General features: G+C 27.2%; 25 protein-coding genes, 1 pseudogene and 1 other annotated feature. Of the genes and pseudogenes, 6 read left to right on the top strand and 20 right to left on the bottom strand.

Annotation, left to right across the window (positions count from 1 at the left end; translation table 11 throughout):
- Window positions 1-136: 136 nt before the first annotated feature.
- Complete coding sequence (locus tag ACZ5TJ_RS04165) at window positions 137-1,012, top strand: DMT family transporter (RefSeq protein WP_045725826.1); 876 nt, start codon at window positions 137-139, stop codon at window positions 1,010-1,012.
- A gap of 54 nt (window positions 1,013-1,066) precedes the next feature.
- On the opposite strand, the gene nth is transcribed toward ACZ5TJ_RS04165, so the two are convergent.
- The 8 genes from nth to ACZ5TJ_RS04125 form a co-directional block, all read right to left on the bottom strand.
- Window positions 1,067-1,702: an endonuclease III gene (nth, locus tag ACZ5TJ_RS04160; protein ID WP_464201524.1), complete on the bottom strand. Its 636-nt coding sequence runs from the start codon at window positions 1,700-1,702 to the stop codon at window positions 1,067-1,069.
- Between the two features lie 149 nt (window positions 1,703-1,851).
- Window positions 1,852-2,556: a lysophospholipid acyltransferase family protein gene (locus ACZ5TJ_RS04155; RefSeq protein ID WP_464201523.1), complete on the bottom strand. Its 705-nt coding sequence runs from the start codon at window positions 2,554-2,556 to the stop codon at window positions 1,852-1,854.
- A gap of 257 nt (window positions 2,557-2,813) precedes the next feature.
- A complete protein-coding gene (gene queG, locus ACZ5TJ_RS04150; RefSeq protein ID WP_464201522.1) occupies window positions 2,814-3,806 on the bottom strand; it encodes a tRNA epoxyqueuosine(34) reductase QueG in 993 nt (330 codons plus the stop codon).
- A gap of 25 nt (window positions 3,807-3,831) precedes the next feature.
- On the bottom strand, window positions 3,832-4,413 hold the full coding sequence (gene epsC, locus ACZ5TJ_RS04145; protein WP_464201520.1) for a serine O-acetyltransferase EpsC: 582 nt from the start codon (window positions 4,411-4,413) through the stop codon (window positions 3,832-3,834).
- Window positions 4,414-4,428: 15 nt separating this feature from the next.
- Window positions 4,429-5,334, bottom strand: a complete 906-nt coding sequence (gene cysK / locus ACZ5TJ_RS04140; RefSeq protein ID WP_464201519.1) for a cysteine synthase A — start codon at window positions 5,332-5,334, stop codon at window positions 4,429-4,431.
- 61 nt (window positions 5,335-5,395) lie between these two features.
- Window positions 5,396-5,644 (bottom strand) — a binding site (T-box leader).
- A 225-nt stretch (window positions 5,645-5,869) separates the two neighbouring features.
- Window positions 5,870-7,129, bottom strand: coding sequence for a magnesium transporter (locus ACZ5TJ_RS04135; protein ID WP_464201518.1), 1,260 nt, complete (start codon window positions 7,127-7,129; stop codon window positions 5,870-5,872).
- Window positions 7,130-7,432: 303 nt separating this feature from the next.
- Window positions 7,433-8,077, bottom strand: a complete 645-nt coding sequence (locus ACZ5TJ_RS04130) for a hypothetical protein (protein ID WP_464201517.1) — start codon at window positions 8,075-8,077, stop codon at window positions 7,433-7,435.
- 57 nt (window positions 8,078-8,134) lie between these two features.
- Window positions 8,135-9,016: a YegS/Rv2252/BmrU family lipid kinase gene (locus ACZ5TJ_RS04125; protein WP_464201516.1), complete on the bottom strand. Its 882-nt coding sequence runs from the start codon at window positions 9,014-9,016 to the stop codon at window positions 8,135-8,137.
- 235 nt (window positions 9,017-9,251) lie between these two features.
- On the opposite strand from ACZ5TJ_RS04125, the gene pssA reads away from it, so the two are divergent.
- The gene (gene pssA / locus ACZ5TJ_RS04120) at window positions 9,252-9,797 is read left to right on the top strand and encodes a CDP-diacylglycerol--serine O-phosphatidyltransferase (RefSeq protein WP_464201515.1); all 546 of its coding nucleotides are present in this window, start codon (window positions 9,252-9,254) and stop codon (window positions 9,795-9,797) included.
- 55 nt (window positions 9,798-9,852) lie between these two features.
- Here the strand turns inward: pssA and ACZ5TJ_RS04115 are convergent, their stop codons facing one another.
- The 7 genes from ACZ5TJ_RS04115 to ACZ5TJ_RS04085 all read right to left on the bottom strand — a co-directional run bounded on the left by ACZ5TJ_RS04115 (window position 9,853) and on the right by ACZ5TJ_RS04085 (window position 15,999).
- Window positions 9,853-10,260 (bottom strand): hypothetical protein, encoded by a 408-nt coding sequence (locus ACZ5TJ_RS04115; protein ID WP_464201513.1) that lies wholly within the window; start codon window positions 10,258-10,260, stop codon window positions 9,853-9,855.
- A 135-nt stretch (window positions 10,261-10,395) separates the two neighbouring features.
- On the bottom strand, window positions 10,396-10,638 hold the full coding sequence (locus ACZ5TJ_RS04110; RefSeq protein WP_464201512.1) for a hypothetical protein: 243 nt from the start codon (window positions 10,636-10,638) through the stop codon (window positions 10,396-10,398).
- Between the two features lie 20 nt (window positions 10,639-10,658).
- Complete coding sequence (locus ACZ5TJ_RS04105; protein ID WP_464201510.1) at window positions 10,659-11,195, bottom strand: rubrerythrin family protein; 537 nt, start codon at window positions 11,193-11,195, stop codon at window positions 10,659-10,661.
- Between the two features lie 47 nt (window positions 11,196-11,242).
- Window positions 11,243-12,628 carry a SpoVR family protein gene (locus ACZ5TJ_RS04100; protein ID WP_464201509.1) on the bottom strand — a complete coding sequence of 462 codons (1,386 nt, stop codon included), beginning with the start codon at window positions 12,626-12,628 and terminating at the stop codon, window positions 11,243-11,245.
- Complete coding sequence (yhbH, locus tag ACZ5TJ_RS04095) at window positions 12,629-13,807, bottom strand: sporulation protein YhbH (protein ID WP_464201508.1); 1,179 nt, start codon at window positions 13,805-13,807, stop codon at window positions 12,629-12,631.
- A gap of 8 nt (window positions 13,808-13,815) precedes the next feature.
- A complete protein-coding gene (locus ACZ5TJ_RS04090) occupies window positions 13,816-15,738 on the bottom strand; it encodes a PrkA family serine protein kinase (protein WP_464201507.1) in 1,923 nt (640 codons plus the stop codon).
- Between the two features lie 84 nt (window positions 15,739-15,822).
- Window positions 15,823-15,999, bottom strand: coding sequence for a hypothetical protein (locus ACZ5TJ_RS04085; RefSeq protein ID WP_464201505.1), 177 nt, complete (start codon window positions 15,997-15,999; stop codon window positions 15,823-15,825).
- Window positions 16,000-16,262: 263 nt separating this feature from the next.
- Here ACZ5TJ_RS04085 and ACZ5TJ_RS04080 point away from each other — a divergent pair, with 263 nt between their 5' ends.
- The 3 genes and pseudogenes from ACZ5TJ_RS04080 to ACZ5TJ_RS04070 all read left to right on the top strand — a co-directional run bounded on the left by ACZ5TJ_RS04080 (window position 16,263) and on the right by ACZ5TJ_RS04070 (window position 17,680).
- The gene (locus ACZ5TJ_RS04080) at window positions 16,263-16,709 is read left to right on the top strand and encodes a hypothetical protein (RefSeq protein WP_464201504.1); all 447 of its coding nucleotides are present in this window, start codon (window positions 16,263-16,265) and stop codon (window positions 16,707-16,709) included.
- Window positions 16,661-16,777 (top strand): annotated as a pseudogene (locus ACZ5TJ_RS04075) (peptidoglycan binding domain-containing protein); the annotation flags it as partial. The gene ACZ5TJ_RS04080 and the pseudogene ACZ5TJ_RS04075, both read left to right, overlap by 49 nt.
- 147 nt (window positions 16,778-16,924) lie before the next feature.
- Window positions 16,925-17,680 (top strand): L,D-transpeptidase family protein, encoded by a 756-nt coding sequence (locus ACZ5TJ_RS04070; protein WP_464201503.1) that lies wholly within the window; start codon window positions 16,925-16,927, stop codon window positions 17,678-17,680.
- Between the two features lie 19 nt (window positions 17,681-17,699).
- Here ACZ5TJ_RS04070 and recQ read toward each other — a convergent pair whose 3' ends face one another.
- The 4 genes from recQ to ACZ5TJ_RS04050 all read right to left on the bottom strand — a co-directional run bounded on the left by recQ (window position 17,700) and on the right by ACZ5TJ_RS04050 (window position 21,448).
- Window positions 17,700-19,472 carry a DNA helicase RecQ gene (recQ, locus tag ACZ5TJ_RS04065; protein ID WP_464201502.1) on the bottom strand — a complete coding sequence of 591 codons (1,773 nt, stop codon included), beginning with the start codon at window positions 19,470-19,472 and terminating at the stop codon, window positions 17,700-17,702.
- Window positions 19,473-19,569: 97 nt separating this feature from the next.
- Window positions 19,570-20,085 carry a hypothetical protein gene (locus tag ACZ5TJ_RS04060; protein WP_464201501.1) on the bottom strand — a complete coding sequence of 172 codons (516 nt, stop codon included), beginning with the start codon at window positions 20,083-20,085 and terminating at the stop codon, window positions 19,570-19,572.
- Window positions 20,086-20,166: 81 nt separating this feature from the next.
- Window positions 20,167-20,931: a MerR family transcriptional regulator gene (locus ACZ5TJ_RS04055; RefSeq protein WP_464201500.1), complete on the bottom strand. Its 765-nt coding sequence runs from the start codon at window positions 20,929-20,931 to the stop codon at window positions 20,167-20,169.
- A gap of 217 nt (window positions 20,932-21,148) precedes the next feature.
- Window positions 21,149-21,448, bottom strand: a complete 300-nt coding sequence (locus ACZ5TJ_RS04050; RefSeq protein WP_464201498.1) for a YciI family protein — start codon at window positions 21,446-21,448, stop codon at window positions 21,149-21,151.
- A gap of 216 nt (window positions 21,449-21,664) precedes the next feature.
- On the opposite strand from ACZ5TJ_RS04050, the gene ACZ5TJ_RS04045 reads away from it, so the two are divergent.
- On the top strand, window positions 21,665-22,081 hold the full coding sequence (locus ACZ5TJ_RS04045; RefSeq protein ID WP_464201497.1) for a hypothetical protein: 417 nt from the start codon (window positions 21,665-21,667) through the stop codon (window positions 22,079-22,081).
- 45 nt (window positions 22,082-22,126) lie between these two features.
- On the opposite strand, the gene asrC is transcribed toward ACZ5TJ_RS04045, so the two are convergent.
- Entirely contained in the window at window positions 22,127-23,173 is a 1,047-nt protein-coding gene (gene asrC, locus ACZ5TJ_RS04040) for a sulfite reductase subunit C (RefSeq protein WP_055208062.1), read from the bottom strand.
- Between the last annotated feature and the right edge of the window lie 11 nt (window positions 23,174-23,184).

The raw sequence follows: 23,184 nt of genomic DNA, 5'->3' as shown, positions 1-23,184 counted from the left end.
GAAGTACCACTACTTATTAAATTTTTAATAATAGTGGTTCGGTAAATTTAAACTATCTAATAATTATTATCCTTTGAATTTATAAATATAATGGTATAATGTAACCATATAAAAAAATAAGGAGACATTTTAAGACATGAAAGAAAAAAATAAAGCAATTATATTAATGATAGTTTCAGCGATTTCTTTCGCTATAATGAGTACTTTCGTTAAACTTTCTGGTGATTTACCTTCAATAGAAAAAAGCTTATTTAGAAATGTAGTAAGCTGTATCGTAGCCTTTTACTTAGTAAAAAAAAGTGGAGACTGTCTATTTGGTAAAGCAGAAAATAGAAAATACTTAATAGGAAGAGCATTGCTAGGTACTATAGGAATCATAGCTAACTTCTATGCAATAGAGCATCTTATACTAGCTGATGCTAATATGTTAAATCAACTTTCACCATTCTTTACAATTATTTTTTCTAGCCTATTCTTAAGAGAAAAAATTACAAAGAATCAAATAATAATACTAATCGTAGCATTTGTTGGAAGTTTATTTATAATAAGACCTACTTTTAGTTTGGAAATAATACCTGCGTTAATAGGTCTATCATCTGCAATTTTTGCTGGTGGAGCTTATACATTTGTTAGATTTTTAGGTGGAAGAGAAAAAGGTCCTACAATAGTATTTTTCTTCTCTTTCTTCTCAATAATTTCAACTCTACCATTTGTATTAGTAGATTTTAAACCATTTACCATGGAACAATTATTTTACTTACTAATGGCAGGTGTTGCAGCTTCTGTTGCACAATTTGCTCTTACTGCTGCATACAAACATGCACCAGCTAGAGAAATATCTATATACTCATATACTCAAATAGTATTTACTGCATTAATTGGATTTACACTTTTCGGTCAAATACCTACAGCATTTAGCTTTGTTGGATATGCAATTGTAATAATAGCATCTATCGGAATGTTTATGTATAACAATAAAGTTGCTAATAAAATTCAAAAAAGTGCTAGTTAAAAACCAAAATAGTAGCTTAAAAAATTAAGCTACTATTTTTTAATATTTTATAACTTACATATAACTTTTCTTATCGTCCCATTTACATATATGATTTAATGGACATTCTGAACACTTAGGTTTCTTAGCAGTACAACATCTTCTTCCATGGAATATTAAAAGATGATGTGTAAGGCTCCATTCCTTTTTAGGAATTTCTTTCATAAGTTGTTTCTCAACTTCTAATACATTCTCTGAATGAGCTAAGTCTAATCTATTTGATACTCTAAACACATGGGTATCTACTGCTATTGATGGCACTCCAAAAGCATTAGATAAAACTACATTAGCAGTCTTTCTTCCAGCACCAGCTAATGACATTATCTCTTCCATAGTCTTTGGAACTTCACCATTAAATTTTTCTTTAAGTTGTCTACACATTAATACTAAATTTTTAGCTTTATTTCTATATAGACCTATTTGTTTTATTCTTTCTTCTAGTTCTTCATTTGTTAGCTTTAAAAATGAATCTACATCTGGATATTCTTTAAATAAATCTTTAGTAACTTCATTTACCTTCTTATCAGTAGTTTGTGCTGATAAAATAGTTGCTACTAGTAATTGAAACGGTGTTTCATAATTAAGCTCACATTTAGCATCCGGATATGTTTCTTTTAATATATCAAGTATTTCTTTAGTTCTTTTTTTCATTTTTCCACCTCTAGTCTACTTTATTAGTATAAATTCATGTTCCCTTTATTTTATATTGTAAAGAAACTCGCCCTAAAAAAGAGCGAGTTAATTATATTTTAATCTAATATTACAATTAATATTAATTAAATTTATAGTCTTAGTTATATTTATTTATATACTCCTCTATAACTTTCTGGTAAAAGATTAGCTATAGATTTCATTAAAACTTCCATACATCTATTATCATGCTCATGCTTAGTTTCTTCTTTTTCTTTACTTGGAAGCTCTACTGGATCACCAAATTTTACAGTGACATCAGCATCTTGCCACTTCTCTCCTCCCATATCTCCTTCAGGACATATTGGAAGTAACTTTTCAGTTCCACTTATACCTATTGGAATAACTGTTGCATTTTTTATTTTAGCAAGAAGTAATACACCTTTCTTACCTTCTATCATAGCACCAGTTCTGCTTCTTGTTCCTTCTGGGAATATTAGAAGGCTTTCTCCACCTCTTACTGCCTTAACCATTTTAGTCATAGCTTCTTTATCTGCAGTATTAGGTTTTATTGGTATATTCTTAACCATCTTAATTCCTATATTAGTTATAGGATCATTTGAAAGTTTTACTCCCGCTACAAAGTATGGATCAAAGTCCTTTTTTAATATTTTATTTAAAATCAATCCATCTGAATTACTTAAATGGTTGCATATAAACACTACAGGTCTTTTTATATCTTTTATTTTGTCATATCCTTCAATGTGCATATTTGCATGATTTTTTATGTATCTATCTGTTATCTTTTTTCCAGCAAATACTACTAAGTTCTCTGGTAATATTTTCATAACGTTTGCCATAAATGGTGATAACATAAGATATTTCACCTACTTCCTATTTTATCCCTATAATTACTATTAATTATATTATATAATATTTTAATATTCAAATATTTAGAATAATTGTAATTATTCTTTTGATAATTATTTATAAATAATATAAATTATATAATAGCATATATAAGTATATACTACTTATATTTTATTTTAAACTAATTTTTTAAGAAAATAATAAATACCATATAATAGATGCTTATTCACCTATTATATGGTACATTATAAAATTACCTAAATTAAGAATTTTCTTTAGATAAGATATTTATATACTCTTTTATATATGGAGATTCACTCTTTATATTTCCGAGTTCCTTATTCTTAAACTTTTTCTTTCTAATCATAGCATTTCTTATTAATGTATTTTTTCCTCTCCATCCACATGATGTAGTTTTAAAAGTTTCTTTAAATAATGAATTATTAATATTTATTATGAAATCTTCATCATCATTTTTCATAAAATCTTTTACTTCAAATTCTTTTAAATTAGTGAAACTAACATTTTCATTATAAGAACATTTCATTTGACAACTATCACATCCAAATATTCTTCCATTTAGTAAATCAATCTCTTTATTATTTAATTCTTTCTTTTGAGTTAAATACGAAACACATATATTAGGATTTCTTCTAAAATTATTTATAGACTTAGTTGGACATTCATTAAAACAAATACTACATTCACCACATTTACTATATTCTTTTATATTGTAAAATATAGTTTTATCTTCATTATATACTTCTAAATCTGTTATTATTTCTCCTAAAAAAACATATGACCCATACTTCTCAGTTATTAGCATATTGTTTTTTCCAATAAATCCAACTCCAGCTAAAGCTGCTATATGTCTTTCAGGTAAATGGTTGCTATCAGTAAAGGCCACGCATTCTCCACCTAAGCTTTTTATAAATTCACATATTTTTTCTAAATATTTATGAACTACATTATGATAATCCATTCCTTTTGTATAAATGGAAAAACCATTATCACATATATTTTCATTAGTATTATAAGGAAAAGCTATTGAAATTATGGTTTTTCCATCTTTCATATAAGTTTTAGGATTTATCCTCTTTAAAATATCCGCTTCTTCAAACTCATTCTCAAGTTTATATTCTTTTCTTTCAGAATAAAATTCTTTAAGTTCACTAAATTCTCTACATTTTATAAATCCAACTAAATCTAGATTTATAGATTTACAAAACTCAATAATTTTTTCTTGTTTATCCATGCACTATATTATTCCTTTTATCATTCTAAATATAATAACTTATTTCAATAATATTATCTTTTTTGCAATCTTCTCTATTATCATTTTTCCTATTATCTTTAACAATAATTTTAGCAGGTATACCTACAGCTGTAGCGTTATCTGGTACATTTTTTAATACAACTGAATTTGCTCCTACTTTTACATTATTTCCAATTGTTATAGGACCTAATATTTTAGCTCCAGCTCCTATTATAACATTATCTTTTACAGTAGGGTGTCTTTTTCCTTTATCTTTTCCAGTTCCTCCAAGGGTTACGCCATGATATATTGTAACATTATCTCCAATCTCTGCAGTTTCTCCAATTACAACTCCCATACCATGATCAATGAATAAGCCTCTTCCTATTTTAGCTCCTGGATGTATTTCTATCCCTGTAAAAAATCTTGCTAGTTGAGACAATAATCTTGCTAAAAAGAAACACTTTTTATTATATAATTTATGAGCTATTCTATAAACAATTAAAGCATTTATACTTGGATATAACAAAAATACTTCTAACTTACTTCTTGCTGCTGGGTCTTCTTTTAATACTCTATCTAAATCATAATTAAGTTTTTTAAACACAGCAATCTTTCCTCCTTAGTCGTATAAACCCATTGAGATATACTTTTCTCCACCATCTGGTGCTATTAAAACAATTTTTTTATCTTTTCCTATTTCCTTGGCAATATTTTTAGCTACACTAAGTGCACATCCAGTTGAAATACCAACTAATAATCCTTCCTTAGCTGCAAATTCCTTAGCTTCTTTAAATGCATCTTCATCAGTTACTGCAAAAACCTCATCTATAACTTCACTTTCATAAATTGAAGGAATAAATCCAGCACCTATACCTTGTATACTATGTGGACCTGGTCTTCCACCACTTAATACTTTAGATTTTTCAGGTTCTGCTGCAATTGTTCTTACGTTTTTTAATCTTTCTTTTAATTTTTTAGAAACTCCAGTAACTGTACCCCCAGTTCCTACTCCTGCAATAAACACATCAACATCTGGTACATCTTTTAATATTTCTTCTGCTGTTGTTTCATAATGTTTTTCTTTATTAGCTTCATTATCAAATTGGCTTGGAATGAAATATCCTGGTTTCTTTGAAAGTTCTTCTGCTTTTGCAATTGCACCTTTCATACCTTTTTTCCCATCAGTTAAAATAAGTTCTGCACCATACGCTTTGATTAAAGATCTTCTTTCTTCACTCATAGTCTCTGGCATTACTATTATTACCTTATAACCTTTAAGCTTTCCAATCATAGCAAGTGCAATTCCTGTATTTCCACTTGTTGGTTCAACTATAGTGTCACCTGGTTTTATATGATTATCTTTTTCTGCCTTTTCAATCATACCAAGTGCTGCTCTATCTTTTACACTTCCAGTTGCATTAAACTTTTCAAGCTTAACATAAATATCCGCACTATTTTCATCTTCTTTTTTTAATTTTAACATAGGTGTGTTTCCTATTAATTCCACTACACTTTCATAAATCATTTTTTATACCTCCATAGAATACATTTAATTATTTTTATAAAAAAAAACTCCCTCTCTACTACATAGAGACGAAGTAACTTCTCGCGGTTCCACTCTAATTGAATTAGTAAGATAAAAGACTAATTCCACCTTAAAATTTGGTACATTTTATACCATATCACTATAACGGGAGAACCCGGATAACCTTACTTAAAATTCAGGATATCAACTCCAAAGCGCACTTCATATAAATTCTAGATAAAAAGCTTTCAGCTATGCTTTTCTCTCTGTAATCTTCCTTTATACTACTTTACTTTTTCATAGTTTTTAATTCAGAGTATTTTAATAAACTTTATATTTTTATTATATGCTTATAAATCTTTTTGTCAACACATTTTTCATTATTAATCTTGCAAAAAAATTACCAATCTATTATTAATTGTTTATTTTAAATACTTATAATTTATATAATAAAAATAGCGAAGTCCATAGTTAAACCTCTATGTCCTTCGCTAATAAGTCAATACTTTTTTCAGTTAATAATTTTTTTATTTTATTAAACTTTTCTATTTTTCTTTTTCCATGATGGATGTAAATATTCATCTATAATATCATGTATAATAACAATACCTACTAATTTTTCTTCTTCATCTACAACTGGTATAGATAATAAATCATACTTTGTTGTAAGCTCTATAGCTTCTTCTATATTATCATAATTTCTAAGATACTCAAAATTAGTATCCATTACATCTCTTAATTTATTTTCACCTGGAGTTAATATAAGATCTCTTAAAGAAATAATACCTTGAACTTTATCTTCATTATCCGTTATATAGATATAGTACATGTCTTCTTCATCAGGTTCCATTTCCTTTAAAATATCAACAGTTTCTTTAACTGTTATATCTAAATTAAGTGAAATAAAATCTTTAGCCATTATACTACCAACAGATTCATCTTCATATTCTAGAAGTTCTTTAACTTCTTCTGCATCTTCTTTTTCAAGGTTTGCCAAGATCTTTTCTCTTTCTTCTTCATCAAGTTCATCTAAAAGGTCTGCAATTTCATCACTTGGCATATTTTCTAAAAGTTCTGCTGCTTTACTTTCTGATAATTCCTTAATAATTTTACCTTTATATTCTTGGTCTAATTCTTCTAATGCATCAGCTGCTAAATCTTCATCTAAAGATTCAAAAACTTGTTTTCTTGATTTACTATCTAGTTCTTCTAAGATATCTGCAAGGTCAGCTGGGTGAAGTTTTGATAGTTTTTGATATGGAATTTGAAGCTTTAAATCATTATTTATCATTTCTAATGATTCAACATCATCCCACATTAGAACTGTATCTTCATAGCTTTTTCTAAGTATCTTATAAATAAACTTTGCAGCCCAACCAAGTCCCATTCTTCTATATTTAGCAAGAGGTCCTGTTTCAACTGCAACTACTCTATATTCCCCTGCAATTTTTGCAATTCTTAAATCATCAACTCTAACGACTTGTTTACCATTAATGTCAACTATCTTTTTATCTAAAAGATGTCTTGATAATAAGTAGCTATAAGTTCTTGGAAGTATTTCTTTACTCCCCTTAGTCTTTATAAGAACTTTTCCATCATCATCATAAAAATTAATATCTCTAAATTCATAATGATATATTGAACCATCTCTTCTAACTTTATATCCTATTATTCTAGGATACCCATCTTCTGTTGTTACATATACATCTCTAAGCGTTCCTAAAACATCACCAAACTCATCGTATATTTTATTTCCTAGTATATTTGTGTATAAAAACACTGTTAATTGTTTCATAATAATTGCCTCCTACTCATGCCTTAAGGAGCGCAACCTTTATTATAATTAATGATTAATATTAATAAACAGAGGTATTACTCCTAAAGACATGTTATTGAGTTTTGGATTCTCACTTAATTGAGGTCCACCCTCCATTTAAAAACACCACCTTTTTTTGTTAATTTAATAGTTCTTAGACGTGAAAAAAACGGCTTTGTATAACACAAAACCTTGATTTGTTTCAAATTATAAAAATTGTCTATACTTATATTATATATTATTAGTCTTAAAAGGCAACATTTTTATAGTATTTATTTATAATTACTTTATTTTAAATCCATTTAGAGACTTATTTATTAAAAGCATAAGAAAAATTTCATTAACTATACTATATGGGAATATCCAAATATTCATAGTTATTGCTACATTCTCAATAATAGTTAAAAATACATAACATACTAAAAGTACTATATTTATTTTGTTAGAATTTTTCTTATCTATTAAAAGCACCCCAGTAAGTAATAATGCTCCAAGTAAAACTATAACTATTATATTTATAATTTTTTTATTATTAAGTTCCATAACATATCCAAAGTTTAAATCAACTTTAATTATTATTTTACTTAATTTTATACAGATTAAATATAATATGCTAAGAAGTGAAGCTATAATGTAGTTTATATTAAAACTCATATTATCAAATCTAAAATTTATATAATATAAAATCATAACTATAACTGGAACAAATATATAATTTAAATTAGTAAAATATTTCAAATAATATATTAAAGATGCATCTTTAATTATGCACATAGAAATTAAAACTATTGTTCTTAAAATAATTGTTATAAGACATAAACTTAGTAATATCTTTATCTTTTTAGGTGCATTTTCTAATGTTTTATGTATTAAAAATAAAACAAAAAAAAGTATAGATAATAAAATAATATAATATATAAGGTTCATTTTCCTACACTCCTTAAAATCTATTTATTATCTATACTTATTAATAATTATATATTATTATTCCTTAAGTCCTAGAACTTCTATTCCACCTTTTATACATTGTATTCTAAGTGGGAAATCTGGACCTTTTTCTCCATCTATATCAGTAACTAAATCTTCATTACATTCTATTAATACATCATCTGTTTTAAAGTATACAACCTTATTTGAATCTAAATGATCTCCTCTTAATACCTTTAAAAATAATGGTACAAGCTCTATTACTGGAACTGCTTTAAATAGTATTAAATCAAGCATTCCATCTTGTGCATCAGCTTTTGTTGCTAAATTTAAGTTACCTGCTGTCTTACCATTAAAAACTAATAGCAAGTACATTTCTCCATCGTAATTGTATTGCTTTGATTTTATATTAATCTTAAGTTTTCTAAAGTTTGGTAATTCTTCTAAACCTTTAATATAGTAAGCAAGCTTTCCTATTGCATTTTTAAGATGTACATCTGTTTTTTGTGATACATCAGTAAATAAACCTGTGCTTGCAACATTTATAAAATACTTTTCATTTATTTTTCCTATATCAACTTTTTGTGGTTTTGAATTTATAATTCTTTCACAGGCCTTAGTTATATTTTGTGGCATTTCTATAAACTTTCCAAAATCATTTGCAGTTCCAACTGGCAATATTCCTATTGGAAGGTTTATTTTTCTTTTCATCATTGCATTTAGAACTGAATCTACAGTCCCATCTCCCCCAGCTACAAGTATGTATGCATAACTATTATCAACACAATCTAAAGCTTCTATTATATCTCGTCCTCTTTCTATCATATATGGAACTATTTGATATCCAGCATTTTGATGAATTTTTATTACATTATTAAGTTCATTTAAGATTGCGTTTTCACCAGAATATGGGTTATAAATAAAGCGCACTTTTTGCATTCTTATTACTCCTCCTAATTTGGTAACATTATTTTTATTATACCTTTGCTTTTTCTTATTGTCTATAAAATGCTATATCAATTTAACAATTATATAATTATACTTACTCACTTCTACTTTAATTCTTAAAACTCGTTTAAAAATTTCTTAAAGTATTATTTTTCCCTTATATTATAGTCATTTGTATGCTATAATTACTAATTGTAAGTTATTTATGATTTTTAGGAGTGGTTATATGAAAAAAAGTTGTATTCCTAATGTATTTACTTTTATTAATTTATCATGCGGGGTATTATCTTTATTATCAACATTAAATAATAATTATCTTCTATCTGCTTTTCTAATATTATTAGCTGGACTTGTAGATAGATATGATGGAAGAGTTGCAAGATTCCTTCAAGTATCAAGCGACCTTGGAAAGGAATTAGATTCACTAGCTGATTTAGTTTCATTTGGAGTTGCACCTTCAGTTTTAACATTTACTTTATTTAGACTAAATGAATTTGGTCCTTTTGGATTAATTGGATATGCTATACTTTTAGCTTTCCCAATTTGTGGTGCATTTAGATTAGCTAGATATAATACTTCAGATTTTGATGGTGTATTTAGAGGAATACCTATAACAATTGCCGGTTGTTTTATGGCGTTATTTGCTCTTATAGTTGCGTATTTCCTTAAAGATTCAAACATATCAGATATAATACCAACTATAGTACCAGTAATTTTAATGATCTTAGGATCTTACTTAATGGTAAGTAATATTAAATTGAAAAAATTATAATAAATATTAGGTATTTAATGTCCTAGAATTTTTTAAATTCTAGGACATTTTATTTTTAATCTTCATTTCTTTCATCTTTTTCTGCGTCTTCATCCCTTTTTTTAAACCCTGCATTATTGAAAAAATTAAGTTCCTTATCTATTTCAGTTTGAATTACATCTGTTAACTCATTTTTTAGTTTCTTCTTTTCATAAGTTAAGGATACAATTTCATTTTTAACTTTACTGTATTTTATGTAACAATGTTCATAATCATCCATTATTTTAACAATTTCATCTATTAACTTACCAACTTCATCTGCTCTATCTATTGCTTTTTCTACATCCTTTGTTCGTCTAATTGCTATAGTATTAATATCAGAAGCACTTGCTATTAATAATCTATAAGAGTCTACTAAAGTCTTTAAAAGACCACTCATTTTTACAAGTTCTGAGAAATGATCTTCTATAATTTTATTTTGCATATTTTCCTCCTAAATATTAAAACTTGCTTAGTCTATAATACTCTAAATATTAATTTTTATTCCATATATTATTTTCTAAAGAAAAAGTCTAAATGTATTAAATAATAAATGCATTTAGACTATAATTAAAATTTTTTATTTTTCTGTACTTTCTTTTGCAAATTCATTATCAATAATTTCCCATCTAGCTTTATCATTTAAAAAATCTTTATTATCTTTTAAATATTTTTTTAAATAGCTAGATTTATCATTTGCTTTCTTATTCATTAAATTATCTTCTCTATAATCATCAAGTTCAATAAAGTCATTTATACTATCATCAAAACTATTTGTAACATTTAAGAAGTACTCTCTATTATTTGGAAATCTATAATACATAAAAACTCCTCCTTAAATCATTACCCTTTTTTACAGTATGGCATAAAATATTCTTGTTTAAATTTACATAAAGGACAGATCATTGGAGCCTCTAGCCCTTCATGTATATACCCGCAATTCATACATTGCCAGAAAGTTACTTTATCAGATTTAAACATTCTATCAGTTCTTATTCTTTCAGCTAATGATAAAAATCTTACTTCATGACTTTCTTCAACTTCACGAAGCTCTTTAAAAAATGTAGCTATTTCTTTAAAGCCTTCTTCATTTGCCACTCTTTCAAATTCTTTATATATGCTTTCATCTTCTTCTTTCTCACCCATTGCGGCTTCTATTAAATTTTCTTCTGTTGTTCCTACCTTCTTTAAGTATCTTCTAAATACTTCTCTTGCATGGGCAAATTCATTACTTGCTGTTTCATCAAAAATTTCTCCTACCCATCTAAATCCTTCTTCTCTAGCTTTTTCAGCATATAAATTATATTTATTTCTAGCTCTTGATTCTCCAGCAAATGCCTTATATAGATTTTTTTCTGTATTACTTCCTTTTAAATTCATTGAATTCCTCTTTGATTAAATTATTACCTATTTATAAAATATTCTTATTATCTTATTCTGTTACTATCAGAAATGGCCACCTTTCCGTTCTCACATATTAATGCGAAGGCTTCTCCACTTCTATCCTTAGTATCAAGCCTAACTCTATAACCCCAAAGTCTCCCTATATACCTTAAAGTTTCTTTAGCATATGATAGTTCAAGTTCTCTACCATCATAAACGTGCTCTAAAGTTAGAGTATAGTCTCTTTTATTTAAATTTATAACTCTTATATGGGGGATATTTCCTATTCCAGATGTTTTAGCTAAATTATCCCTTATGCTTTCAAAACCTTCTTCATCTGCCACCTCTTCTATGACAAAATCGAAGCTTCTTTTTCCATATTGGAAAAGATTAAGTTCTTCACATAATTCCCTTGTAAGGTACCTTCTAATAAAAGAAGAATCCCTTTCAACTTCTCTAACTTCAAATATTTTTTCTCTTCCATATCTTTTTTCTAAGTCCATAAAAATTTTAAAGCCAATATAATATGGATTAAGTCCACCCTCTATTGGAGAAACAACATCATTATGTCTTTTCAAAAACTCAAGATATAAACCCTCATCTAGATTTAACTCTTTAAGTATTGTATAGTGGCAAAAACATGCCCATCCTTCGTTCATAGTCTTAGTTTCTATTTGTGGCATAAAATATTCTGTTTCTCTCTTTACTATCCTTAAAATATTTTTTTCCCACTCTTCTAGTTTTCCATGTTCTATTATAAATCCTACAACATCATCCCTAGGTTCTAATGGGATTTTATCAACTTCAGGTTCTTCTATTTCATTATCCATATCAAGAAAACTTCTATTTGATATTTTCTCTTTATAGTCTTTTATTCTTCTAAGTCGTATTTCCTCGTCGCTAAGCTCTTTAACTCCAATACTTCTTCCTATGCTATATCTTATTGCATGTGCTGCATCTAGTACTTTTTCAACTTTTTCATAACCTATATTAGGATCATTTATATATCCTCTTATTATTTCAGCGTCTAACTTAAACATCTCTAATGCTCTATCTGCATTTGTACCTTCTTTAAACAGTCTATTATTTTTAAAGAAATCATTATGCCCATACACATGAGCCATAGTTAATATTTGTAATAATAAAGTATTATCTTTCATAAGATACGCAAGGCATGGATTTGAGTTTATTACCATTTCATAAGGAAGACCTGTAAGGTTTAGAGAATATAATGTTTTATTTTTTTCATATGCTTTTCCATAGCTCCAATGAGGATATTTAGATGGCATTCCAACATACGCTTCATATCCAATCATTTCATTAAAGCCAATAACTTCAAACTCTTGAGGATAATAATTTAGTCCTAACTTATTTGCCTCATCTTCTATCCTCTCATTCCATGCTTTTAAATCAGATAAATTATATTCCACTTAATTCTCCTCCCCCATTTCCTTGCTAAGCATAATCTTTAAAGCTTCCCATAAATCTTTCTTTTCTTTTACTACTACAGGTATAAAATTTTCTTCTTTTATTTCCTTTTTAAATCTATAATACATTGTAGTTGAGTACGTAGATGGAAGTAATTCTGCATAACCAAACATATTGCTTATAGAACATAATTTTTTAACAGCTTCCATTGCTTTATCGTTATCCTCTGTCCAGTTATCCCCATCACTTGCGTAAACAGGATAAATATTCCACATTTCCTTTGGATAATCTTTGTTTATTATATCCAGTGCCATATCAAGTCCACTTGATATATAAGTTCCTCCAGACTCTGCTTTATGGAAAAATTCATGTTCATTCACTCTTTTTGCTGTAGTTGTATGAGATACAAATTCAAAAGCTATATTGTTATATTTTCTTCTTAAAAATTTTGATAGTACGAAAAAGAAAGATCTAGCTAAATATTTTTTTGTACTATCCATTGAACCTGATACATCCATTATAAAAATCATTACAGCATTGCTTTCTCTTTTTGGCTTTTGTTTTATCCTATAATATCTCAAATCTTCTTCTCTAAACGGAAATCTTGTATCTTCCAAAAGCTCTTCATTTTTTTCCATTAAAGCTCTTTTCTTTCCTTGTTTTCTAGCTATTTTAGACATTACAGTCTTCTTTTTAGCAAGTCTTGGTCTTATACCGTATCTTTGATATCCGTCTCTTCTTCCTGAACTTTCTGTTATAATTTCCGAATATTTTTTTCTATCTAAATTCGGAAGATCTAAATCTTCAACTATATAATCTAAAAGTTCTTCTAATGTTATTTCAGTATCATAAATTTCGTCACCTTCTATATTCCCTGCGCCCTTACCGTTTTTACCTTGGCCAAGTTTTCCCGTACCAAGTTTATCTCCACGTTTTTCATTTCCAGTACCAGTTGCAACTCCTTTTGAATTTCTACCATAAACAAACTGATATTCTTTTATACCTTTTATAGGAATTTTAAATTTTTTATTTTTACTTTCTCCAATAATGCTCTCTTCTGATAAAATATCACCTAAATTTTCTTTTATGGATTTCTCTACTAATTGTCTATGTCTTCTTCTATCTTCAATTGATCTATCATGATCTATTGGATTTATTGTATTATCTCTAAAGATTGCCATAATTTTTATTAATCCTTCCAAAGATTATTAGCTGCATACTTTAAGATTACATCACAACAATGTAGACAATAACCATTCTTTTGCATTTCTTCTACCATAGCATTATATTTTTCAGTTTGTTCTTTATCTCTTACTCTTGATTTAGTAATTATTCTTGAAAGATCCTTAACTGATGCCATAAGTTTCTTTTCAATTGCTTCTTTTAAAGGCTCATATGATGTATAATCTATCATTCCACCGTTTCTAACTAAATAGAACATATAAGATGTAACATCAGCTCTAAAGCCTTTACATGATGATTCTGAAACTCCTATTTGTTCTTCTATACTTCTCATGAATTCTTCATCAGGATTTAATTCTTCTCCAGTTGAAGTATCTTTAATTTTGCTCTTATTTACAAAAGCTTCTGCATTATCAATATAATTATTAAATAAGCTTTCAGCTTGTTCTTTAAATGAATGTATAAATGCTTTTGTTATTTCTTTTTCTAAAATCTTATTATATTCTTTTCTTATTGTATCTTGTATAAATCCTAAATATCTCTTCTTATCGTCAGCTCCTATATCTAGTTCTTTAACTGATTTAATTATACTTTCCATTATGCTAAGCGGATTTATACAGTTATATTCTGAATTTGAAAGTGCATTATCAATAGCTTTAATTATAAATCTTGTTGATATTCCTTTCATTCCTTCATAAGAACCTGCTTCTTCGCGAAGTTCTGATATATCAATTCTCTTAGTAGATCCTTTTTCAACTATTTCTTCACCATTATAAATTTTTAGTTTTGTTATAGGATCAACTTTATTTGATGGTGTGAGTCTTGAAAGTATTGCAAACATTGCAGCAATATCAATTGTGTGAGGTGCAATATGTGCATCGAAACTACTCTTTTTAAGTATTTTTTCATAAATTTTCTTTTCTTCATCAAGTTCTAAACAATACGGAACTTCTATTTTTACTATTCTATCTAATATCGCTTCGTTAGTGTGGTCTGCTTTAAATTTATTCCATTCAGCTTCATTTGAGTGTGCAACAATTACTCCATCAAAATAAATCATTGAACCTTTTCCTGGTGATGGAATTGATTTTTCTTGAGTTGCTGTAATTATTGTATGAAGATATTCAACATCATTTTTAAATACTTCAATAAACTCAACCATACCTCTATTACCAACATTAAATGCACCATTTAATGAGAATATTCTTGGGTCATCTTCTGGGTACATATCCATCTTTGAAATATCAATTGATCCAGTAAGAATTGAAGTATCTTGGTTATTTGGATCAACAGGTGGTACTACCCCAATACCTTTTCTTGATCTAATTGAAAAACTCTTTTTAGTTACAGGCATATCTTCATATTTACCCTTATACTCATTCATAAGTCTATATCTACATACCGGGCAAAGATCTCCTTCTATTTTAACTCCTAAAAGTTCTTCAAATTTTGGTCTTAAGTGTTTTGGAATTAGATGCAATGGTTCTTCATGCATAGGACATCCATCTATAGTATAAATTGATTCACAAGATTCTAATGCTTTTTTTAGTGATTCAACTAAAGAAGATTTACCTGCACCAACTGGTCCCACTAAATAAAGTACTTGTCTTGCTTCCTCACCTCTCATTGCTGCAGAGTGAAAATAATTAACTAATTTCATTAATACCTTATCAATACCAAAAAAATCATCTTTAAAAAATCCATATTTTCTTATAACTTCATTTCCATATATTCTTTTTATTTTATGATTCTCTTCTCCTTTTAAAGTTTCAACTCCCATACTTTTGATTATGTCATAAAGTCTCTTATGAGATAACTTAGCAATATCAGGGTTTTTCTTAACTAGTTCTAGGTAGTCTAGGAATGTTCCATTAAATCTTTCCTTTTCTCTATTTTCTCTATCGCTTTGAATAAATTCCTTAAAATCCATATACTAATCCCTCCCTTTATTTAAAATATATTCACTACGTTTAGTAATCTATGACAAAAAAAAGGAATTAGAAACTTTTAATTTCTAATTCAAATTAAATCTTATAATCTTTTCTTTTTCAAAGTTTTCATTGAATTTAAATGGTACAACTATACAAGCAATTTTATTATTAATAAAGTCTACATCTAAACCTTTAAAATCTTCATCATTTTCATTATTTATTTTTTTATCCCCCATAATAAAAAAATAAATACTTCCCAAAAGAACTACACATAGAATTGCTATTATTATTTTTATACCCTATCTTAGCTTGAATTATTTGTAAATTACATTATATATTTTAGCATTATTTCCATAAAAATAATATATAATTTAAATATTCATAAAATTATATTATTTTAACCATTTTGTTGTTTAAAAATTCTAATTAAAATGATAATATAGTAACTGTTATAATTAATAATTAATAATCAATATAATAATATGTCTTTATATTGAATCGATAGGTGGAGAGAGTTGTTATTATGAAAAAAGACATTATAAAAAAATTTACTAACAATAAGATTCTTCTTGGTATCACAGGATTTATAGTTACTCTTGTAGTAATTTATTTATGTGTATCAATGTACTTCATTAACCATTTCTACTTCAAAACAAAAATAAATGGTGTTAATGCATCTTGCAAAACTGTTAGCGAAGTTGAAGAGGAATTATCTCATGGCGCTGACTCTTATTCATTAGAACTTATAGGTCGTAATGATATAGACGCTAAAATAACGGCATCTGATATTGACCTTAAATATAGTCCAAATGGAAAGATTGAAGAGTTAAAGGATTGCCAAAATCCTTTTGGATGGATTATTTCAATATTCAAAAAAGAAAGTTATGAAGTACCAGGTGTTATTTCCTACAACAAAGATAAATTAAAAAATCTTTTAACAATTTACCTTATTTCGATAAAGCTAATATAGTTAAACCTAAAAATGCAAGCTTTAAATATACTAATGACGGTTACGAAATTGTTCCTGAGGTTTATGGAAATAAAGTAAAAACTTCACTTTTATATGACAATGTTGTTAACGCAATAGTAAACAGAGAGCCTAGCTTAGATTTAGATGCTATAGACTGCTATGAAAATCCAACATTTACATCTAAATCCCAAGAAGTTTTAGATGCTAAAAATTTATTGGACAAATATGTTTCAGCTAATATAACTTATAAAATTGGTGATAACACAGTAGTTGTAGACGGATCATTAATTCACGATTGGCTTAATGTAAGTAAGGATATGAATGTTACAGTAAGTGATTCTAAAGTTTATAACTTCGTACTTTCATTAGCTAACAAATATAATACTGTTGGTAAGACAAGAGAGTTTAACTCTTCAACAGGTAAGGTGGTAAAAGTATCTGGTGGTTCTTACGGATGGAAAATTAATGTTTCAGAAGAAACAAATAGTTTAATCAGTTTAATAAAAGAAGGGACAACCACTACGAGAACACCTATATATGCTCAAAAAGCTAAAGTTATGGGACCTTCTGACATAGGTGATACTTATGTTGAAATTGATTTATCAAAGCAACATTTATGGTTCTATAAAGATGGTTCTCTTGTTACTGAAGGTGATGTAGTTACAGGAAATATAAGCAAGAAAACTGATACCCCACCTGGAGTTTACTTCCTTAATTATAAGGAAAAGAGTGCAACTTTAAAGGGTGAAGATTATAGTACGCCAGTTGATTTCTGGATGCCATTTAATGGTGGTATAGGTCTTCATGATGCAAAATGGAGAAATAAATTTGGTGGAGATATCTATAAAACTAGTGGTTCTCATGGATGTGTAAACTGTCCACCTGAACTTGCAAAAACAATATTTGAAAATATCGAAGCTGGAACTCCAGTAGTTTGTTATTTCGAAGAAAGTCAAAAAGAATCAAAGTAGTTTTCTACTTTGATTCTTTTTAATTTTTATCCATATCTCTTATTAATTCTAATATTTCTTCTCCATATTTTTGAAGTTTCTTCTCTCCCATTCCCCTTATATTCATAAGACTTTCTGTCTCGTAAGGTTTTATATTAGAAATATCTATTAATGTTCTATCTGAAAAAATTATATATGGTCTTATATTTTCTTTTATTGATTTAATCTTTCTCCAAGATTTTAAAGCATTATATATATCTTTATTTATAACTTCATCTTCCATTTTCTTAATCTTCATAAAAACTTTTTCTTCAGATTTTAAGACCTTTATTGATCTATTATTTAAAATTAGCATAGAATATGTTCCTGGCTTTAAATCTACATATTTTAGTTCTAAAAGATTTTTTATTATACTTTTTATAAAATTTGAACTATATTCTTTCATAAGACCATATGTCGTAATTTTATCTAATTCATAACTAATAACCTTTGGTCCTTTTATTCCTCTTAAAATATCAATTAATACGGATATTCCAAACCTTTCTCTAGTTCTAAATATAGTTGATAATATTATTTGAGCTTCACGAGTAAAATCTTTTATATCATCACTATTTAAGCAGTTAGAACAGTTATTACAAAAATCTGTTACGTATTTATTTCCAAAATAATTTAATAAATAATTTCTATAGCAATCCTTAGTTTCTGCATATTCAATCATTTCTTGAAGTTTTCTAAGAGCTATTTCTCTTCTGTTTATTGCACTACTTTTATTTATTAAAAATTCAACTCTTCTTATATCATCTCTTGAATAAAATAAATAGCAATCACACTTTTCACCATCTCTTCCTCCTCTACCTATCTCTTGATAATAAGTTTCTAAATTTTTAGGAATTGATGCATGAACTATAAATCTAACATTAGATTTATCTATTCCCATTCCAAAAGCATTTGTTGCAATCATTACATTTTTTCTTTCAAATAAAAAATCCTCTTGTGACTTTTCCTTATCTTCTTCTCTCATCCCCGCATGATATTTAAGAACACTGTACCCTATATCAGCTAATCTATTATATATTATGTCTACTTCTTTTCTTGACGTACAATAGACTATTCCTGATTCATCTTCATGACTTCTTATAATAGTTTTTAGCTCTTCTTCTTTATCTATTTCTTTTAAAACATTTATATTTAAATTACTTCTATTTATATCTCCTAAATATTTATATGGGTTATTAAGTCCTAAGAGTTTAATTGCATCTTCCCTTACTTCTTTAGTTGCTGTTGCTGTAAATGCAGATATAACTGGTCTATTTCTTAAACTCTCATAAAAAGGTTTTATATACCTATAACTTTTTCTAAAATCATGCCCCCATTCTGATACACAATGAGCTTCATCTATAGCAATATGACATATATTTAAATCCTTAATTATATTCTTAAAATAATTAGATTCAAGTCTTTCTGGTGATATATATATTATCTTATAAAGTCCAAGTGATGCATCTTTTAGAATCTCTTTTATCTCTTCACTTTTTAAAGAACTATTTATGTATATACCATTAATACCACTTTCTTTTAAACTATCTACTTGATCTTTCATAAGGGAAATAAGTGGTGATATAACTAATGTTATTCCATCAAAAATTATTGATGGAATTTGATAACATATAGACTTTCCACCTCCAGTTGGCATTAATATAAAGGAATCTATCTTATTTAAAATTTTATTTATTATCTCTAACTGGCCTTCTCTAAAACTATCGTACCCATAAAACTTTTTTAATGCATAATATGCCCTTTGAGTATTATTCATAAGCCCTACCCTCTCTCTTTTCTTATACTTATAATATAATTAACTTTCCATTATGAGTAAAGCTTATTATATTAATTTATTAAATAAAGGAAGCGACCTATGAATCGCTTCCTTTAAATATTGGCTTACATAAAATATATATACTATGAAGTATTATTATAAAACCAAAGTACGTAGTCCATAAACTTAAATTGTATTTATGCCATACTGTAGTCTCAAAAAGTTTAACATCTGAATCTAAAGGAGCCCAGTCAGTTACATTAAGTGTTAATATTTCTTGAGTTTTATTTCCTTTAACAAATTCTCCTTTTATAAAAAATCTTCGTTTCTCAGACTTTCTTATTCTATAGTTTGATATTTCCTTATAAGGAGTTTTTCCGACTATCTTTATTTCAGAAACGTTTATATTATTTAAATCATTCATACTAGCATATCTTTTTATATAACCTGAACCTTTAGTAATTACTAAAGTATCAACACTTTCATCATATTCAACTTCTAAATTTATTTTATCCTCATCAAATAAGCAAGGATCATATTGCTTTTTATATGGTAATGATGGGACAGTTATCATAATAATTAATATAATTATATTAAAAATAAGTCTTTTCACTACCATTACTCCTTTACTAAATAAAAATTTATTTTTTAACTCTTTATATATTTATATAAGTAAAGTTGTAATTTTATTAACTTATTTTAAATTATTACAATATATTTCTATAGCTTTATTTAAAAATTCACTAAGTCCTTCTTTTGTTTTGTCTATATTTTTAGTAAATCTCTCATCTTGTACATACATTTCTCCAAGACCTCTAAATATTTCTACAGTACAATTATAAAAATTATCACTTATAAAGTTTCTCCATTTGCCTACTAATTCTTGAACTTCTAAACTTTCTGGTCCTTTATCCATGTTTTCTGAAATAGCTTTAAATATCTCTTCCATCCCACCATAAACACTTTTCCAATCATCTTTTGTATATTTTGATGTTTTTAAAACACTTTCTTTATACGCATCACTATTTCCGTACTTTTCTTTTACTTCCTTCTCATACTTTCTTTTATGATTTTCTATTTCAGTCATATCAAATCCATTAAACATTTCTTTTTTACTCATTATTTTCTCTCCTTCTATATCCATTAATGTATTATTTAGTGTATCTATTATGCACTCTATTCTCTTTTTCTCTTTTAAAAGTAGCTCTCTTTGATTTTCTAGAGCATGCTTTCTATCAAAATCTTCACTTTCTAATATTTCTTTTATATCTTTTAAAGAAAAGTTAAGTTCTCTAAAAAATAATATTTGTTGAAGTCTTTCTAAATCCTTATCGTTATATATCCTATAACCTGCTTCTGTAGTAAAGCTTGGCTTTAAAAGTCCTATTTCATCATAATAATAAAGAGTTCTAGCACTTACCTTTGCTATTTCCTTAATATCTTTAACTGTATACTCCAAAATATATTTCCTCCTTTCCCCTATTTCTATCTTTATGTTAAGCTATTACGTTACGTTATAGTCAATAATTATTTTTTATTTCTATTTTAATCTAATGTTTATAAATGAATATAATAAAAGTGGACAGTTATTAACTGTCCACTTTAACCTTTAATTTATATAATTTTATATTATTCATTAAACTAAAATTTATAAATAACAATTAAATATTTCATTATTAATTATTTACTAACTCACTTGCTAATGATTGATTAAAGTAATGTGGTTTAAATTCTGTAATTTTATAATCTTGTATTCCATGAACTTTTAATGTCTCATTAGATAAATATTCATCTACGTCTTTAATTGATTCTGCTACCATAACAAATAGTCCACCGCTCATATCTTCTTTAAGAGAAGACATTAATATTAATCCTTTATTCATTGCTTTTTGAGAATAAGCCATATGCTCTTTCATAATATCATCATTAATTAAATCTGGATTTTTTATTAGCCCTTCAACCATAAAATATCTCATTTTTCTCTCTCCTTAAACTTCATATTATAACTAAAGTTTATATATATCTGTGGTTTTATCTTTAGTTTTAATATTTATATTCTTTAATTCATTATACCATATTTTATATTTATAACTAAAAGAGCAATACATTTAACAATATTTTGAATATATTTCACCCAATTATGTAAATACTAACCATAGGGATATTATAAAATTTCTTTAGGAGGTATCTATATGAAATTTAAAAATTTAATTATAGTACTTTTGATTGTTTTTATATCTTCTATTTTAGGAATATATTTTTTTAAAGATAAATTTAGAAATGAAGATGATTTAGTTAAAAATGTTAATCCAGCTGATATTACATATCTTACACCAGCAGAAATTGAAGATAATTTAGATTCTCATGATCCTGATTACTATAATAACAATATTATTCAAGTTATTGGTGAAGTTAAATCTATATCAGTAGATTCTAATAGTGCCGTTTTAAAATCAGAAAATAATGATATTGAAGTAATTTTCCAAAAAGGTGAAGACTTATCTAAGACTCAGGAAGGTTCCTTTATTTCAGTGAGAGGAGTTGTAAAACCACCACTATCAAAATCTTTTATATTAAGAATTACATCTTCAATTATTACAGTCAAATAATAAAAATATAAGGGATATTTCATTAATGAAATATCCCTTATATTTTTATCTAACTGGTCTATCAAGTGGTATACTTTTATGGTCTTCAATTGATTTAACATTAAAGTTTGATCTATATTCAGTTTCTGCCCAGAATATATTATCAGCTACTAATGCTTCTTTATTTAATTCCACACCATCTAAAATTATTTCTTTAAACTTATGATATCCTGCTCTATCAATTAAGTGTCCACCATGTAAGTATTCTGGCTTATAATCTAATGCCCATGCAGAGAATTTTTGCCAATTCCCAAATATACCAAGAACAACTTCTTCTGTTGCAAAATTGATAAATGTCTTACCCATTCTTGGAGTTTGTTTTCCTGTTCTTCCTCCAATAACTATTCTATAATATTTTTCTGGCTTTCTAGTCCACGCACTTGCTGGGCAAGCAAGAACACATTCTCCACATCCTACACAACAACAAATATCTTTATCAACTAATCCTTTATTATTTAAGCTAAGAACTCTAGTTGCATGATGCTTACATGCTCTAACACAAGCCCCACATCCAATACATCTTTCTGGATGATATTCCATTCTAGCTTGTCCTATAACACCAAAGTCTTGGAAATGTCCCTTACCACAATCATTAGGACATCCTGAAACTGAAACTTTTATATGATAGTGAGATGGGAATACTAATTTTTCAATCTTATCAGCTAGCTTCTTTGTATTTACATTACCTTTTATACAATGTGAATTACCAATACAAGCCATTACATTTCTAGCTCCAATTGTAGGATATCCATTATCATCTACTTCCATATCACAATGACATCCATCAACTTCTACAGTCTTTATATATTTTTTTATAAATGCATTAACACTATCTATATCTTCATACTTAATTCCTGGTATATTAAATGTTTGTCTCATACCAACATGGAATGAACCATTCCCCCAAGTTTCCGCTATTTCTTGAACTGTACTTAAGTATTTAGCATTTACTAATCCACCTGGAATACGCATTTGAAGCATAAATTCTCCAGGAACCTTTGATTGACGATAGCAATTAAGTCTTACTTTCTTAATATCTATATCATGATTCATTTATAACACTC

This window comes from Clostridium budayi (assembly GCF_055396605.1).
The sequence above is the reverse complement of the archived record's forward strand: the minus strand, read 5'-3'. Positions and strand labels throughout refer to the sequence as shown.

What these genes read in the sequence shown, in the direction of transcription:
- ACZ5TJ_RS04165 (WP_045725826.1), top strand. Translation starts at nt 137, where the DNA reads ATGAAAGAAAAAAATAAAGCAATTATATTAATGATAGTTTCAGCGATT.
- nth (WP_464201524.1), bottom strand. Translation starts at nt 1,702, where the DNA reads ATGAAAAAAAGAACTAAAGAAATACTTGATATATTAAAAGAAACATAT.
- ACZ5TJ_RS04155 (WP_464201523.1), bottom strand. Translation starts at nt 2,556, where the DNA reads ATGTTATCACCATTTATGGCAAACGTTATGAAAATATTACCAGAGAAC.
- queG (WP_464201522.1), bottom strand. Translation starts at nt 3,806, where the DNA reads ATGGATAAACAAGAAAAAATTATTGAGTTTTGTAAATCTATAAATCTA.
- cysK (WP_464201519.1), bottom strand. Translation starts at nt 5,334, where the DNA reads ATGATTTATGAAAGTGTAGTGGAATTAATAGGAAACACACCTATGTTA.
- ACZ5TJ_RS04135 (WP_464201518.1), bottom strand. Translation starts at nt 7,129, where the DNA reads ATGAAACAATTAACAGTGTTTTTATACACAAATATACTAGGAAATAAA.
- ACZ5TJ_RS04130 (WP_464201517.1), bottom strand. Translation starts at nt 8,077, where the DNA reads ATGAACCTTATATATTATATTATTTTATTATCTATACTTTTTTTTGTT.
- ACZ5TJ_RS04125 (WP_464201516.1), bottom strand. Translation starts at nt 9,016, where the DNA reads ATGCAAAAAGTGCGCTTTATTTATAACCCATATTCTGGTGAAAACGCA.
- pssA (WP_464201515.1), top strand. Translation starts at nt 9,252, where the DNA reads ATGAAAAAAAGTTGTATTCCTAATGTATTTACTTTTATTAATTTATCA.
- ACZ5TJ_RS04115 (WP_464201513.1), bottom strand. Translation starts at nt 10,260, where the DNA reads ATGCAAAATAAAATTATAGAAGATCATTTCTCAGAACTTGTAAAAATG.
- ACZ5TJ_RS04110 (WP_464201512.1), bottom strand. Translation starts at nt 10,638, where the DNA reads ATGTATTATAGATTTCCAAATAATAGAGAGTACTTCTTAAATGTTACA.
- ACZ5TJ_RS04105 (WP_464201510.1), bottom strand. Translation starts at nt 11,195, where the DNA reads ATGAATTTAAAAGGAAGTAATACAGAAAAAAATCTATATAAGGCATTT.
- yhbH (WP_464201508.1), bottom strand. Translation starts at nt 13,807, where the DNA reads ATGGCAATCTTTAGAGATAATACAATAAATCCAATAGATCATGATAGA.
- ACZ5TJ_RS04090 (WP_464201507.1), bottom strand. Translation starts at nt 15,738, where the DNA reads ATGGATTTTAAGGAATTTATTCAAAGCGATAGAGAAAATAGAGAAAAG.
- ACZ5TJ_RS04080 (WP_464201504.1), top strand. Translation starts at nt 16,263, where the DNA reads ATGAAAAAAGACATTATAAAAAAATTTACTAACAATAAGATTCTTCTT.
- recQ (WP_464201502.1), bottom strand. Translation starts at nt 19,472, where the DNA reads ATGAATAATACTCAAAGGGCATATTATGCATTAAAAAAGTTTTATGGG.
- ACZ5TJ_RS04050 (WP_464201498.1), bottom strand. Translation starts at nt 21,448, where the DNA reads ATGAGATATTTTATGGTTGAAGGGCTAATAAAAAATCCAGATTTAATT.
- ACZ5TJ_RS04045 (WP_464201497.1), top strand. Translation starts at nt 21,665, where the DNA reads ATGAAATTTAAAAATTTAATTATAGTACTTTTGATTGTTTTTATATCT.
- asrC (WP_055208062.1), bottom strand. Translation starts at nt 23,173, where the DNA reads ATGAATCATGATATAGATATTAAGAAAGTAAGACTTAATTGCTATCGT.